This window comes from Serratia nematodiphila DZ0503SBS1 (assembly GCF_000738675.1).
Lineage (GTDB): Bacteria > Pseudomonadota > Gammaproteobacteria > Enterobacterales > Enterobacteriaceae > Serratia > Serratia nematodiphila.
In genome coordinates this window covers 425,318-439,406 of sequence record NZ_JPUX01000002.1, presented here as the reverse complement: position 1 = coordinate 439,406, position 14,089 = coordinate 425,318, and the positions used below count along the sequence as shown (strand labels likewise).

Here is a 14,089-nt window from a genome sequence, read left to right as displayed (position 1 = left end):
ATTATTATTCTGGTTATTAGCAAAATATGGGCGAGGCGATGAACGCCAGAATAAACGCCAGGCATGGCCTGCCGCTTACGGTTCAGCTCATCAATCTTTTCATGCTGGCCTTTTTACTCTCCCTGGTGGGCATTCTTAGCCGGCCGATTGGCTCGCTTTCTTTATTTTGGCCGGTGAATGCGATTTTGCTCGGCCTGCTGCTGCGCAAACCCGCTTACGCCACGCCGCTCGGCTGGCTCACGACCTACCTGGGCATGGTTGCCGCCGATCTCAGCACCGGCGAGGGCTGGTCTTTGGCGCTGTGGCTGAACGCCTGCAACATGTCGCTGATCGTCGTCGGTTACGGCATCATGCTGATGTTGCCGCAATCTCAACGGCGCATGGGCAAACCCCAGGCGATACTCTATATGTTCAGCGCCAGCCTGGCCGGTGCGGCGGTGGCGTCGACGCTGTCGGTGCTGCGTAACGACAGCCTGTACAACAATACGGTGGTGGTCGCCTGGTTGGCCTGGTTCAGTGAGCAGTTCTCGACGACCTTGTTGCTGTTGCCGGTGCTGATGGCGGCGCCGCGGTTGAAACAGCTGTTTCGCATGCAGGTGCGTTGGCGCCTGAAAGGCTGCCTGCCGCTATTGGCGCTACTGCTGTCGCTGGCGTTCAGCGTCTATATCGGCGGGCCGGGCGCCATCGCCTTCCCGATCCCGGCGCTGCTGTGGTGCGCAGTGCGCTACCAGTTGTTCCCCGTGACGCTGTTGACGCTGTTGACCGGCATGACCGAGATCAGCAACATTTCAGCCAACCTGGTGCTGTATGAAACGCCGAACAATCACAACGCCTTCCTCGACACCCTGATGTCCGCCCGCTTGGGCATCGCCATGCTGGTGATGGGGCCGCTGATCCTCGCCAGCTCTATCGCCGCCAATCGCAAGCTGATGCGGCGTCTGGAGCACAGCGCCAACCACGATTTCCTGACCGGGGTGCTGGCGCGCAGCGCGATGACGCGCAAAGCGGGCGAGCTGCTGGAGCACAAGCACCGCTCGAAAGAGGCGGTGTCGCTACTGCTGATCGACATCGATCATTTCAAGCAGATCAACGATACGCACGGCCACAGCGCCGGCGATCAGGTGTTGGCGTCGTTCGCGCACATCGTGCGGCGCGAGCTGCGGCACGATCAGCTGTTCGGCCGCTTGGGCGGGGAAGAGTTCGCCATCATGCTGCCGCGCGCGCTGGCGGCGCAGGGCGTGGCGCTGGGGGAGCATCTGCGCCGGTTGGTGGAGCAGGCGGAACTGCAGGCGGAAGGCAAACAGACGCTGAAAATCACCATCAGCGTCGGCGTCGCCAGCCTGGCGATGAACGAAGTGAAATCGCTGGAGCAACTGATGAATATGGCGGATATCGCGCTGTATCGCGCCAAATCGCAGGGGCGTAATCGGGTGGAGTCGTTCAACGTGGTGAACGGCAACAGCGTCGAGCATATTCTGTTCCGCTAACCGTTTTCAACCTTGCCTGGGCTCGAAGCGGGTTTCGCAATTAGGGCAAATCAGTATCACGTCTTGCAGCATTGCCGCGCATTTTTGCCGGGTAACATAGCCGCATTTAGGGCAGACGATTTGGGTGGAGCGGTTGATAAAACCTTTGACGCTGCTGGAATCGGACATATCAATAGCCTGTGTCAGGTGAAAACTCACGCTAACACAGGCGACGACAAATTTCGTTGGTTATTTTCTGTACGCAGAGGCTTACAGGCTTTTCAACGCCTTGATGGTTTCATCCATGTCGATCTCGTGCTCGGAGAAGGTATGGGTGGTGTTCTGGAAGGTGGTGATGGTCAGCATGCGCAGCGTTTGCATGGCCTGCGCCTGGTCTTCGGACTGCGGGCGAATGCGGTTCATCAGCAGGCCGACCGACAGCACGGTGTTCTCTTTATCCACATCGGCTTTGACCGGCACTTCCTTGGTGAAGGTATTGAAAGACTTGATGCTGGCGATCTTGATTCTTTCATTGGCGATGATGATGTATTTGCTGGGCGCCAACACTTTGACCGCATAAGCCGACGGGCCTTTGGTGTTGTTGGTCGGTTCGAAGGTCACCGCCGCGTTTTTCTTAATCAGCTCCGGATTCTGCACTTTAATCACGTGAAAATAACGATTTTCTCCGTTCTCGTCGGTAATAAAGCCGAAGCCTTTGTCTTCAAAAAAAGTCGTTATCTTGCCGTTCATCGTTATTCTCACAAAAGGGATCAATACAGCGCTTATGATAGCGCGGAATGCCTTGCAGCGACAGATTGCGCGGGCGGCATTTAGTCATGCGATAACGGCATTTAGCGGCTTTCCCCCCACATGCTATGTTCATGCTGACTTCATTCAATGCGAAAAAGGAATATCGATGGGCATCAAACGTCTCAATCACGCCGTGCTGTATGTCAGCGACGTGCGGCAGAGCGCCGACTTTTATCATCAGGTATTGGGCTTCAAGCTGAAGCCGTCCGACAGCCCCGATCGGGCGGTATTTACCCAGGCCGCCGATTCGGACAACGATCACGATTTGGCGCTGTTCAGCAAGAATCTGGGCCAGCAGCGCGCCGGGGTGTTTCGCGCCAACAACGAGCCGCCGGCAGAGCATGAGCCACCGGCCGGGCTGTACCATCTGGCCTGGGAAGTGGACAGCCTGGAAGAGCTGGAGCGCATTCGTCACCAGCTGGCCGAACGCGGCATTCTCGGGCTGGAAGAGGATCACGGCGTGCACAAAAGCATTTATGGCCACGATCCGGACGGGCTGCTGTTTGAGGTGACCTGGTTTATTCCGCCGGCGCTGCTGACCGAAGAGGATAAAAACCAGCAGGGGATCCGTCCGCTGGATTTCGCCGCCGAGAAGCGGCGTTTCGCCGGTCTTTAACCTGCTCCTGAGCGGGGCGCCGCGGCGCCCCGACGATCACAGCACTTTGTTAAGGAAGTTAACGGTGCGAGGGTGCTGCGGCTGAGCCAGCACCTGCCTGGCGTCGCCCTGTTCGACGATCTGCCCGTCGACCATAAACACCACCCGATCCGCCGCTTCGCGCGCAAAGCCGATTTCATGCGTGACGACCACCAGCGTGACGCCCAGATCTGCCAATCCCTTAATCACGTCCAGCACTTCGCCGACCAGCTCGGGATCGAGCGCGGAGGTCGGCTCATCGAACAGGATCACCTTCGGGTTCAGCGCCAGCGCGCGCGCGATGGCGATGCGCTGCTGTTGGCCACCGGAGAGGTGGCGCGGGTAGGCATCCGCCTTGTGACGCAGCCCGACGGTATCCAGCAGCTCATAGGCCACCGCCTTCGCCCGTTCGCGGGAGTGAATTTTGTGCACCACCGGCGCTTCGATGATGTTTTCCAGCACCGTCAGGTGCGGGAACAGGTTGAAGTTTTGGAACACGTAGCCGACGTTGATGCGCTGCCGGAGGATGGCCTTTTCCTTCAGCTCGTACAGCCGGTTGCCCTTGCGGCGGTAACCGACGTAGTCGCCGTCGATGCGGATAAAGCCTTCGTCCACGCGCTCCAGGTGGTTGATCGCCCGCAGCAGCGTCGATTTGCCCGAGCCGGAAGGGCCGAGGATCACGGTCACGGTGCCCGGCTGCAGCGTCAGGCTGACGTCGTCCAGCGCCTTGTGTTTGCCGAAAAACTTGCTGACATTGCTGATTTCGATCAGGCCGCGCGCCGGCACCGGGGTGAGGTTGCGTGCCGGCTGCTCGGGCAAGGCGTAATAATCAATGGCTTCAGACATGCGGGTCTCCTAACGTTTTAGCCAGCCGGCCAGTTTCTGCCAGGGCGTCGGCGGCAGTTCGCGCACCGCGCCCCGGGCGAAATAGCGTTCGATGTAGTATTGGATCACCGACAGGGCGGTGGTGATGAACAGATACCAGACGGTGGCCACCATCAGCAGCGGTATCACCTGCTGGGTGCGGTTATAGATCACCTGGATGGTGTAAAACAGCTCCGGCAGCGCCAGCACATAAACGATCGAAGTGCCTTTCGCCAGACTGATGATCTCGTTGAATCCGGTCGGAATAATGGAGCGCAGCGCCTGCGGCAGAATGATGCGGAAGGTGCGGCGATAGCCCGGCAGGCCCAGCGCCGCCGCCGCTTCGTGCTGGCCGTAATCCACGCCCAGGATGCCGCCGCGGATGATCTCGGCGGTATAGGCGGACTGCACCAGCGTCAGGCCCAGCACCGCCACGGCGAACTGGCCGAGGATATCGATGGTCGGGTAGCTGGCGAACACCACCGAGGTAAAGGGAATGCCCAGCGAGATGGCGTCGTACAGATAGGAAAAGTTATACAGGATGATCAGCACCAGGATCAGCGGCAGCGAGCGAAACAGCCAGATATACCCCCAGGCCAGTGACGCCAACAGGTAAGAGCGCGACAGCCGCGCCAGCGCCAGCAGGGTGCCGAACAGGATGCTGAACAGCGTGCCGAGCAGCGTCAGCAGCAGAGTTTGCCCCAGCCCGGCCAGCACCGCCGGGGCGAAGAACCACTCGGCGAACACGCCCCATTCCCAGCGCGCGTTGCCCGCTACCGATTGCACGATGGCGGCCAGAATAAACAGCGAGAACAGGGCGCCGATCAGCCGCAGCGGATAGCGGGCGGGCACCACTTTCAAGACTTCTTGTTTGGACATGTCATGTCTCCTGACTACAGATAAAGGGGGTTTAGGCGATTTTCCTTTCCGACGCGCAACAACACGCGTCCTCTGCAATCAGGCTTTTGCGGAACGGCAGGCGGCCATCGTAGGGCGGGTGGCTGTAAACCTCGCTGTCAACGGTGGGATCGAACTGCGGCTGATAACCGTTGCTCAGGTACAGGCCCACCGCTTCGGGCTGGCGAAAGCCGGTGGTCAGGTAGAGCCGGCGATACCCCTGCGCCAGCGCCAGCGTTTCCAACTGCTGCAACACCCGCTGCGCCAGGCCCTGGCGGCGCAGATCGCCCCGGGTCCAGATGCGCTTCAGCTCGGCGGTTTGCGCGTCATAGCGTTTGAAGGCACCCATGGCGATCGGCGCACCGGCGCGCAGCAGCACGATGAAGGCCCCTTGCGGCGGTGCATACAGGTCCAGCGGTTCCGGTTCCTGGTCACCAAAATAGTCGCCGTAACGCTGGCGATACTCGCCGAACAGCCCCTCGATCACCGGGGCGATCAGCGGGTCGGTCGGCAACGTCTGAATGAAGGTGTCTTGCGTCATTGCGCGCTCCTAATCGCCCAGGCCGGGCGGGTTGATTTCCGACTGCGCAAGGCGTTCGACGCTCTCGCCCCAGCGATTGAGCACCTGATCGTACTGTCCGCCGCGGATCGCGCCGTTCAGCGCTTCGTTCACCGCCTGCACCAGTCCGTTGCCTTTACGGGTGGTGACGGCGATGTGCGCCGCCTTGGGCCAACCGCCTTCCACCGTGCCAGCGAGCCGGGTGCGGCCGTTCAGCGCCGCTTTATAGGCGCCCAGCACGTTCGGCCCGAAGTAGGCGTCGGCCCGGCCGGACTGGATCGCCAGCGTGGCGGCCGCATCGTCGGTCACGTAGATCGGCTGGAAGGGTTTGAGCCCCTGTTGCCGGTTCTGTTTGTCCCACTCCAGCAAGATGGCTTCCTGGTTGGTGCCGGAGCCGACGATGATCTTTAATCCGGCGATATCGGCAGGCTGTTTGATCGTTGCGATCTTGCCGCCGGTTTTGACGTAAAAGCCGAGCGAGTCGATGCGGTAGGTGGCGAAGTCGAAGCGGGTTTTGCGCTCTTTGGTCACGGTGACGTTGGTGATGGCCGCGTCATACTTGCCGGAAACCACCCCCAGCGGCCAGTCTTCCCACGACGTTTGCACTACGTTCAGCTCCAGGCCCAGGCTGTCGGCCACCAGCTGCGCGATATCCACTTCGCTGCCGATAAGCCGCCGGTTGTCGGCAGCGAACAGCGCCAGCGGCGGCGTGTTGAGCGCGGCGATTGCAACGGTGAATTGGCCCGGCTTCACGAAGTGGAAATCGGCCGGCAGTTTGGCGATCGCCTGCGGGTTTTTCGGCGCGTGGATCGGGGTTTCATTGGCCTGTAAATCGATGCCGGTGCCCGCCTGCGCGGCGCCGGTCAGGCTCAGCAAGGCCGCCACGAGAGCGGCGGTAACGGTTTTCTGCATAGCGGGTATCCCTGAAAACGATCTTATTATTGGGTGAATCTGTTCAACGGGCGCATGAGGCCCAGGTGTTCGCGCAGCGTATCGCCGTGGTACGCCCGGCGGAACAGGCCACGTTGTTGCAGGATGGGCACCACCCGATCGACGAAGTGCCCGAAGGCGTTGGGCGTACCGCCGCTGATGATGAAGCCGTCGGCGGCTTCGCCGTCGAACCAGCGTTGCAGGCCGTCCGCCACCGCTTCCGGCGTGCCGCTGAACACCGGGCGTGGCGAGGCGGCTTCCAGCGCCACCTGGCGCAGCGTGAGGTTCCGCTCGCGGGCGTTGCGCTTGATGGCGTCGGTGGTGCTGCGGAAGCTGTTTTGCCCCAGATCGCCGATGTCCGGGAAGGGGGCGTCCAACGGATGGCGGGAAAAGTCGTAATGTTCGAAGTAGCGGCCAAGGTAGTTGAGGGCGTTCTCGATGCTGACCAGGCGGGCGGTCTCCTGGTACTGACGCTCGACGTCCGCGTCGTCGTCGCCGACGATCACGCTGACGCCCTGGAAGATGCGCAGATCGTCCGGCTCGCGCCCCTGTTCCACCAGTTGCCGCTTCACGTCCTGGTAGAAATCCTGCGCCTGCTCCAGCGTGTCGTGATGGGTGAAGATCGCATCGGCGTGCTTGGCCGCCAGCCGTTTGCCGTCTTCGGAGGCGCCGGCCTGGAACAGGATCGGGCGGCCCTGCGGCGTGCGGCCGATGTTCAACGGCCCCTGCACCGAGAAGAACTCCCCCTGGTGATTGAGGGTGTGCAGTTTCCCGGCGCGGAAAAATTCGCCGCTGGCCTTATTGCGCACGAAGGCATCGTCTTCCCAGGAGTCCCACAGTCCTTTGGTGACGTCGAGAAACTCGCCGGCGATGCGGTAACGCAGGCTGTGCTCCGGGTGTTCGGCGCGCGAGAAGTTTTTTGCCGAACCTTCCAGCGGCGATGTCACCACGTTCCAGCCCGCGCGCCCGCCGCTCAGGTGATCGAGACTGGCGAACTGGCGGGCGACGGTGAACGGATCGCTGTAGGAGGTGGAGAGCGTGCCCACCAGGCCAATTTTGTCGGTGGCGGCGGACAGTGCGGCCAATAAGGTCAACGGCTCGAAACGGTTAAGAAAATGCGGAATGGACTTTTCGTTGATATATAAGCCATCGGCGACGAAGACGAAATCGAATTTGCCCTGTTCGGCTTTTTTCGCCGAGGCGATATTAAATTCGAGGTTGATGCTGGCGTCGGCGGTGGCGTCCGGGTGGCGCCAGGCGGACATATTTCCCGATGCGCCGTGCAGAATGGCGCCCAGCCGTAATTGCCGTTGATTATTCGCGTTGTCGCTCATCGTGATTATCCTGTCATGCGCCGCAAAGGCGCGCGGTGTCTGATGCGTCCACTATTGATGAGCGGCAACGGGATGTAAAACAACAAAACAGCATATTCAAATGTTGAAAACTGCAAATATCACGGCGAGCGAAAATAATAATCCCCGACGCGGCATCAGCGGCGTCGGAGAAATACTATTTCACGTTATTCAGGCGTTGCTGAGGGCTTTTTTCGCTGCGGTGGTTAATTGTTGCAGCGTGCGCTCCGCCAGCAGCGAAAAATAGTGGGCGGCAGGGAAGAGGGCGCGCTCATCGGGATTGAAACGCGGATGATGCAGTCCGAATTCGCTGGCGGAGCCGATGCTGACGAACGCGCCCGGCACGTGATGCAGATACAGCGCGAAATCTTCGCCGCCCATCTGCAGCTCCGCCTCTTCGACCCGGTAGCCGGCTTCGGCGGCGACGGTTTTGCTGAACGCCGCCCAATGGGCGTCGTTGATCACCGCCGGCGGCCCCGGCTGCCAGTGGAGTTCGGCCTGGGCGCCCAGCGCGGCGGCGACGCCGTCGATCACCTGGCGAATTTTATCCGGCACCTGGCGGCGCACCGCGTCGCTGTGGGTGCGCACCGTGCCTTCCAGCTCGACGGTTTGCGGCAGCACGTTCCAGGTATTGCCGCCTTCGATGCGCGTTACGCTCACCACCAGCGATTCCAGCGAGCTGAAGCTGCGGCTGGGCAGCGTCTGCAGCGCGCCGACGATCTGGCTGGCGGTGACGATGGTATCGACGCCCTGTTCCGGTTTGGCGGCGTGGGCGCCTTTGCCGGTGATGCGGATCTGGAAGCGATCGACGTTGGCGTAGAACGGTCCGGCGCGGGTGGCGAAGGTGCCGGTGGGCAGCTCCGGCGCGTTATGCAGACCAAATACCGCCGCGACGTTATCCAGCGCGCCGGCGTCGATCAGGTGCCGGGCGCCGTTGAAGGTCTCTTCCGCCGGCTGGAAGAAGATGCGCACCGTGCCGGGCAGCTCGGCCTCACGCGCTTTGAGCAGGTGCGCGGCGCCGAGCATCACCGAGGTGTGAAAGTCGTGGCCGCAGGCGTGCATCACGCCGCTGTTTTGCGAGCTGAAGGGCACGTCGGCGATTTCGTCGATTGGCAGGGCGTCGATGTCGCCGCGCAGGGCGATGATCGGCCCCTTGCCGCAGCCGATCTCCGCCACGACGCCGGTTTTCAGCGCCAACGGCAGAATACGAATGCCCGCCTCTTGCAGCCAGCGGGTCAGGCGGGCGGTGGTGGCGAATTCGTGATTGGAAAGCTCCGGGTTTTGGTGCAGTTCACGCCGATAGGCGATGATCTTGTCTGCCAACTGGCTGGTCATAGGCTTGGCTCACAGTGGGAAATAAACCCTAACCCTAGTGCAGGGGGCGCCGAAGCAAAAAGACCATCTGGTTATATTTCATAGCGATTGTGTCTGCACGGCGCGTCAACGATCGGGGGAAGGGGCAGGTTTAGGCGTTCGCGCGTTGTTTGCCGGCGCAGGGAGAGGATTGGCCTGGAACGGTAACGTATCGCAACCGGTGCAATGCATTTACACCGGGCAACACGGATTTTTTCACTCTTTATCGGATTTCTGTGATCGCGGTGGTGGACAAAATCCTGCCTGCTTGCTGTACTGTAATCGACACAGGTTTTGTGTCTTTCATTCACGTTAAAGGTAAGTTTGATGTCTAAGATTAAAGGTAGCGTTAAGTGGTTTAATGAATCCAAGGGCTTCGGTTTCATTACTCCGGAAGATGGTAGCAAGGACGTTTTCGTTCACTTCTCTGCCATCGTTAGCAACGGTTTCAAAACGCTTGCTGAAGGCCAGCGTGTAGAATTTGAAATCACGAACGGTGCCAAAGGCCCATCTGCCGCTAACGTTACTGCTATCTAAGCTGCGTAGCTGAATTTCTTAAAACCCGCTCATTGAGCGGGTTTTTTATTGGGCGCGTTATGCTTCGCTGCGGCGGGCCAACTGGCTGAACAGCAGGATGGCGATGGCGTAACAGCCGACGATGGTCAGCGCCATCGACAGGCCTGAGGTGCCGCCCAGCCCGGTGAGCGGCACGGCGCAGGCGCCGAGCGCGAACATGCACACGCCGATCAAGGCCGACGCGCTGCCGGCTTTGTCCCCCTGGCTTTGCATCGCCAGCGACGAGGCGGTCGGGCCGACGATGCCGATCACCGCCACCGAGAAGAACAGCGGCACCAGCAACACGACCAACGGCGCATGCAGCGCGGCGGCCAACAACAGCAGCAGCGATGCGACGGCCGCCAGCGTTAACCCGCCCCTCAACACCCGGCGTTCCCCCCAACGTGAACTGAGACGGCTGGCCAGCTGCGCCGCAATGATCAGCCCGACGCCGTTAATGGCGAAGCACAGGCTGAACATCTGCGGGCTGAGGCCGTAGATCTGCTGCAAGACGAAAGGCGAAGCGCCGATATAGGCGAACATGCCGGCCATTACGAAGCCCTGCGTCAGGCACAGCCCCATAAAATAGCGCTGGGTCAGCAACCCGCCGAGTGACATCAGCATCGCCAGGATACCGCCCTGGCTGCGGCGCTCTACCGGCAGGGATTCGCGCAGCTTCAGCGCCGACAGGCTGAACAGCAGCACCGCGATGGCCGCCAGTACGCCGAAGATGCCGCGCCAGTTCATCACCTGCAGCATCACGCCGCCCAGCACCGGCGCGACGATCGGCGCCAGGCCGTTAACCAGCATCAGCAAGGCGAAGAAACGGGTCAGCTCATGGCCGGCGTACAGATCGCGGGCAATGGCGCGGGAAATCACCGCGCCACCGGCGCCGGCGATGCCCTGGAGCAGGCGGGCGATCAGCAACTGGTCGATGGTGGGCGCCAGCGCACACCACAGCGAAGCGCCCAGCAGCAGGATCAGCGACAGCAGCAGCGGACGCATACGGCCCAGCTTGTCGCTGTAAGGGCCGAAAATCAGCTGGCCGACGCCCAGGCCGAGCAGCCCGGCGGTCAGGCTGAGCTGCGCGGCGGCGGTGGAGGTATTCAGCTCGCCCGCCATTTCCGGCAGGGCGGGCAGATAGAGATCGGTGCACAGCGGCCCCAGCGCGGCCAACAGGCCAAGCACGACGGCGTACACCAGACGTTGTCTGGCTAAGTGTTTGGTCATGGGAGATTAAGATTTCCTGAACAGGTGAGAAATGGCCTGCTGATACAGATCGCGCAGCAGGGACGCATCGGCTTTTTGCGTGGTAAGGATCCGGTAACCGGTGCCTTCGCTCATGACGGCGATAAACTCCACCCGGGCGGCGATCTCTTCCTCGCTGAAATGGGGGTACAGCCGCTGCAGATTGTGGCACACGTGGCGAAACAGCCGCGCTTCCGCATCGCTGAGCATTTTGGCCACCACCGGGTTGCGCGTGGCCTCGGCGGTCACTTCCAGCATCAGCATGTGATCGGTTTCGCTCTCGCCCGGCTGCTGAAACAGCGTGCGCGCCGCCAACGTGCCGGCGATCAGGTTGATGTGATCGCCAAGGTTTTCCAGCCGCTGCATCTTGTTGGTGATGATGCGGTTGACGATCTCTTCGATGATCGCGTCTTTATTGGCGAAATAGCGATAGATTTGCCCGACGCTAAGCTGCGAGCCCTGGGCGATCTCCGCCATGCTGGCGGCGTGGAAGCCGTGGCGGCGAAAGCTGGTTTTCGCCGCTTCGACGATCTGATCGCGGCGAGCCTGCACTTTGGCCTGTTTACTGTCGTTGGGGGGGAGCATCTGCCCGATCCTTTGCTACGCGTGAGCCGGGTTCACATTTTTGGGTGTGAACGTTCATTCTCAATTGTAGTGTAACCGACCGGAAAGACGCAAGATGAACGCGTGCTGCGATAAAAGGCGTTTAAGCGAACAGGTAGGATTTGATAAAGGCGGCGACGATCAGCACGCACAGCGCAACGGCGATCGCTTCGGCGGCGGTTTTCGGCAGGCTAAACATAGCGATTTCTCATCCAGTCAGGGGTACTGGATGAGATTATGCGCATGCAAGATTAAGGAAACATTAAGGCCTTATCGCCCGTTGACCCACATCACCAGCATAAAGGCCAGCAGCGTCATCGCCAGCGAGCCGGCCAGGTTGAGCAGCATGTTGGCCAGCGCCCAGCCGAAGCGGCCATCCTGCATCAGGTATACCACCTCCAGCGAAAAGGTGGAGAAGGTGGTCAGGCCGCCGCAGAATCCGGTGGTGATCAGTAATTTCCAGGTGGGATCCAGATGCGTCATGCGGGTGAAAATCGCCATCGCCAGGCCGATGATAAAACCGCCGATCAGATTGACCATCAGCGTACCGAGCGGAATGTGGGCGTTCAGCGGATTCATTTTCATACTTACCGCCCAGCGCAAAACGCTGCCGACGCCGCCGCCGATAAATACGGCCAGTAAAGAGCTCAACATGGGACAACTACCTTTCAATCAGAGAAATTCACGAGGCTCGGAAAGGGACAGGCGTAACGCTACGCGCCTCTCTCCGAGAGGTTACGTAGACATCATCAGCCTGTGAAGGCGGTTAGGGAGGAATGTCATCTCCAGCGTGCCGCACGGCCTTTTTCGCCGCACCCGGTGGATGTTACACCTAATGCCGCCTATTTTGTAGTATCGACACTCTGCGAGGTAAAACGGATGGAAATCAGAACGGCGCGTCTGAGCGACCGGCACGCTATCGCTGAATTAATGGCGGCGCTGGATTATCCCGGCACCGAGGCGTTTCTGACACAGCGGATGCACCAACTTCTGGCGCACCCGGACGAGGCGTTGCTGGTGGCGGAGCAGGGCGTGTTGTCGTTGCATTTTCTGCCGCAGTTGGCGTTGGCCGGCGACATTGGCCGCATCAGCTATTTTTGCGTCGACGAACGGGCGCGCGGCGCGGGAGTAGGGCGGCGGTTGCTGGCGGCAGGCGAGACGCTGGCGCACCGTCGCGGCTGCGATCGGCTGGAAGTCCATTGCCACAGCCGCCGCGAGCGGGCGCATGCGTTTTACCGGCGTGAAGGCTTTGTCGAAGCGCCGAAGTATTTTGCCAAGTTATTAAGTCAGTAAGTTACTCCCCTGGCGGCGCCGCCGTTTCCAGCCGGTTGCGGCCATTCTGCTTCGCCCGATAGAGCGCGCCGTCGGCCGCTTTCAGCCAGTCCAGATAACCGCCCAGCGCGGGGTGGAAGTTAGCGATGCCGGCGCTGATCTGCAGCCGCAGCTGCGGCGCCTCCTTGAAGCTGACCGCGTCCAGCCGCTGCTGGATGCGGCGCAGAACGATTTCCGCCTGTTCAGCACTGGTGTTCGGCAGCACTGCGCCAAACTCGTCGCCGCCGTAGCGCCCGACGATATCCACGTTGCGCATGCCGATCAGCAGCTCTTCCGCCAACGCCGCCAGGGCTTCATCTCCCAGCGGATGACCGAAGGTGTCGTTGATGGTTTTGAAGCGATCGATATCCATCAGGATCAGCGTGGCGTTGTCCTGGTAGCGGCGGCAGCTGTCGAACTGGCGATGCAGCAGGTGCTCCCAGTGGCGGCGGTTATATAAGCCGGTCAGCCCATCGCGGGTGCTGATGCGCTGCAGCTCCTGTTTCTTTTCCGCCAACCGTTTGGCGGTGCGGTAGGTCACCAGACCAAGCAGCGTCGGATAAAGGTAGATCATCGGCAGGCACAGATAGATTTGCAGTGCCGTGCTGTGCGGGTGAAACGGGAAGCCGAGCAGCGCGGCGGTGAGCATCGCCGTGGCCAGTTGAATGACCAATCCTTTCACAAACAGCGTTTTGCCGGCTGAAGCGATGTTATTCATGCTCATCATCGACAGGATGACGATGGCGGGCAGCGCGTTGAACGCCATCATCGCCGCCCAGAAGCCGCCGAAGGCGGAGTCGATCAAGAGGTTGCGGATCTCGGCTTTGAACGGATCTTTGGCGCGGCAGGCCAGGCGATAGGCGAGATGCGGCCAGAGAAAGCCGTGAAAGGCCAGCAATAGCCAGACCGCCGTGGGCGGAGCCAAGGGGTAGAGCGCGGCGCAAACGCAGATAAAGCCGAGCCCCAGACCGGCGACGCGGGGCAGATAGGTGCGTTTGGCGAAGCTGAGGCCGGATTTTCGGGCATCGAAAATGGGTGGAGCAATATACATCCGGCATCTCCCTGATAGGCATCACGGCAGAGTAGCATGCGGGTGATAAACTAAGAATAGTCTGGGATTCACGCCGCGGGGGCGCGTGGCATTCCTGCGACCGATCTCACTCTGTTACATGTTGCGGTTGTGCAAGCCGAAGGAAAGTCGCTAAATATTCGCAGGCAAGGTCAGTTTTTCTCGCTGTTCACGCAGCGTTTTATGATAAGAAGGTGAGTATGGAAGGTATCAGCATTACCAAACTTCTGGTGATTGCGGTGTTGGTGATTTTACTGTTCGGCACCAGCAAACTGCGCACGCTCGGCGCCGATCTTGGCGCGGCGCTGAAAGGCTTTAAAAAAGCCGTAGGCGACGACAGTACGCCGCCGGCCGCCGGCAACAATGCCGCCGAAAGCCAGTCCGCGCAGCAGAGCGTCGAGAAGAAAGACGTTTAATCTCGTCTGATGGCGCACAATA

17 protein-coding genes and 1 riboswitch are annotated in these 14,089 nt (G+C 60.6%); of the genes, 5 read left to right on the top strand and 12 right to left on the bottom strand.

The features are described 5' to 3' along the window. The first annotated feature begins 38 nt into the window (after nucleotides 1-38). Nucleotides 39-1,487, top strand: coding sequence for a GGDEF domain-containing protein (locus JL05_RS22740; protein WP_033634141.1), 1,449 nt, complete (start codon nucleotides 39-41; stop codon nucleotides 1,485-1,487). A gap of 6 nt (nucleotides 1,488-1,493) precedes the next feature. On the opposite strand, the gene JL05_RS25800 is transcribed toward JL05_RS22740, so the two are convergent. Both JL05_RS25800 and JL05_RS22735 read right to left on the bottom strand, forming a co-directional pair. Next, a complete protein-coding gene (locus tag JL05_RS25800; RefSeq protein ID WP_015376921.1) occupies nucleotides 1,494-1,655 on the bottom strand; it encodes a YnfU family zinc-binding protein in 162 nt (53 codons plus the stop codon). An 81-nt stretch (nucleotides 1,656-1,736) separates the two neighbouring features. After that, entirely contained in the window at nucleotides 1,737-2,216 is a 480-nt protein-coding gene (locus tag JL05_RS22735) for a cold-shock protein (RefSeq protein ID WP_015376922.1), read from the bottom strand. A 166-nt stretch (nucleotides 2,217-2,382) separates the two neighbouring features. On the opposite strand from JL05_RS22735, the gene JL05_RS22730 reads away from it, so the two are divergent. Then, nucleotides 2,383-2,892 (top strand): VOC family protein, encoded by a 510-nt coding sequence (locus JL05_RS22730; protein ID WP_004940041.1) that lies wholly within the window; start codon nucleotides 2,383-2,385, stop codon nucleotides 2,890-2,892. 36 nt (nucleotides 2,893-2,928) lie between these two features. Here the strand turns inward: JL05_RS22730 and JL05_RS22725 are convergent, their stop codons facing one another. The 6 genes from JL05_RS22725 to JL05_RS22700 form a co-directional block, all read right to left on the bottom strand. Beyond that, on the bottom strand, nucleotides 2,929-3,756 hold the full coding sequence (locus JL05_RS22725) for an amino acid ABC transporter ATP-binding protein (protein WP_015376924.1): 828 nt from the start codon (nucleotides 3,754-3,756) through the stop codon (nucleotides 2,929-2,931). Between the two features lie 9 nt (nucleotides 3,757-3,765). Then, on the bottom strand, nucleotides 3,766-4,653 hold the full coding sequence (locus tag JL05_RS22720; protein ID WP_004940038.1) for an amino acid ABC transporter permease: 888 nt from the start codon (nucleotides 4,651-4,653) through the stop codon (nucleotides 3,766-3,768). A 31-nt stretch (nucleotides 4,654-4,684) separates the two neighbouring features. Next, nucleotides 4,685-5,212 (bottom strand): GNAT family N-acetyltransferase, encoded by a 528-nt coding sequence (locus JL05_RS22715; RefSeq protein ID WP_004940037.1) that lies wholly within the window; start codon nucleotides 5,210-5,212, stop codon nucleotides 4,685-4,687. A gap of 9 nt (nucleotides 5,213-5,221) precedes the next feature. Then, entirely contained in the window at nucleotides 5,222-6,142 is a 921-nt protein-coding gene (locus JL05_RS22710; RefSeq protein WP_033633944.1) for an ABC transporter substrate-binding protein, read from the bottom strand. Nucleotides 6,143-6,168: 26 nt separating this feature from the next. Next, nucleotides 6,169-7,494 (bottom strand): LLM class flavin-dependent oxidoreductase, encoded by a 1,326-nt coding sequence (locus tag JL05_RS22705; RefSeq protein WP_033633942.1) that lies wholly within the window; start codon nucleotides 7,492-7,494, stop codon nucleotides 6,169-6,171. 189 nt (nucleotides 7,495-7,683) lie between these two features. Next, on the bottom strand, nucleotides 7,684-8,847 hold the full coding sequence (locus JL05_RS22700; protein WP_033633940.1) for a M20 peptidase aminoacylase family protein: 1,164 nt from the start codon (nucleotides 8,845-8,847) through the stop codon (nucleotides 7,684-7,686). Nucleotides 8,848-9,192: 345 nt separating this feature from the next. Between JL05_RS22700 and cspE the strand changes: the two genes are divergently transcribed. After that, entirely contained in the window at nucleotides 9,193-9,402 is a 210-nt protein-coding gene (cspE, locus tag JL05_RS22695) for a transcription antiterminator/RNA stability regulator CspE (RefSeq protein ID WP_004940030.1), read from the top strand. A 57-nt stretch (nucleotides 9,403-9,459) separates the two neighbouring features. Here cspE and JL05_RS22690 read toward each other — a convergent pair whose 3' ends face one another. The 3 genes from JL05_RS22690 to crcB all read right to left on the bottom strand — a co-directional run bounded on the left by JL05_RS22690 (nucleotide 9,460) and on the right by crcB (nucleotide 11,925). Beyond that, nucleotides 9,460-10,650 (bottom strand): multidrug effflux MFS transporter, encoded by a 1,191-nt coding sequence (locus JL05_RS22690; RefSeq protein ID WP_033633939.1) that lies wholly within the window; start codon nucleotides 10,648-10,650, stop codon nucleotides 9,460-9,462. Between the two features lie 6 nt (nucleotides 10,651-10,656). After that, the gene (locus tag JL05_RS22685; RefSeq protein WP_033633938.1) at nucleotides 10,657-11,253 is read right to left on the bottom strand and encodes a TetR/AcrR family transcriptional regulator; all 597 of its coding nucleotides are present in this window, start codon (nucleotides 11,251-11,253) and stop codon (nucleotides 10,657-10,659) included. 288 nt (nucleotides 11,254-11,541) lie between these two features. After that, nucleotides 11,542-11,925 carry a fluoride efflux transporter CrcB gene (crcB, locus tag JL05_RS22680; protein ID WP_004940022.1) on the bottom strand — a complete coding sequence of 128 codons (384 nt, stop codon included), beginning with the start codon at nucleotides 11,923-11,925 and terminating at the stop codon, nucleotides 11,542-11,544. Nucleotides 11,926-12,004: 79 nt separating this feature from the next. Continuing rightward, a riboswitch (Fluoride riboswitch) is annotated at nucleotides 12,005-12,067 on the bottom strand. An 83-nt stretch (nucleotides 12,068-12,150) separates the two neighbouring features. Here crcB and JL05_RS22675 point away from each other — a divergent pair. Then, nucleotides 12,151-12,564: a GNAT family N-acetyltransferase gene (locus tag JL05_RS22675; RefSeq protein ID WP_033633937.1), complete on the top strand. Its 414-nt coding sequence runs from the start codon at nucleotides 12,151-12,153 to the stop codon at nucleotides 12,562-12,564. 1 nt (nucleotide 12,565) lies between these two features. Here the strand turns inward: JL05_RS22675 and JL05_RS22670 are convergent, their stop codons facing one another. Then, entirely contained in the window at nucleotides 12,566-13,633 is a 1,068-nt protein-coding gene (locus tag JL05_RS22670; RefSeq protein WP_033633936.1) for a diguanylate cyclase, read from the bottom strand. A 218-nt stretch (nucleotides 13,634-13,851) separates the two neighbouring features. On the opposite strand from JL05_RS22670, the gene tatA reads away from it, so the two are divergent. After that, entirely contained in the window at nucleotides 13,852-14,067 is a 216-nt protein-coding gene (gene tatA / locus JL05_RS22665) for a Sec-independent protein translocase subunit TatA (RefSeq protein WP_004940019.1), read from the top strand. The last annotated feature ends 22 nt before the right edge of the window (nucleotides 14,068-14,089 follow it).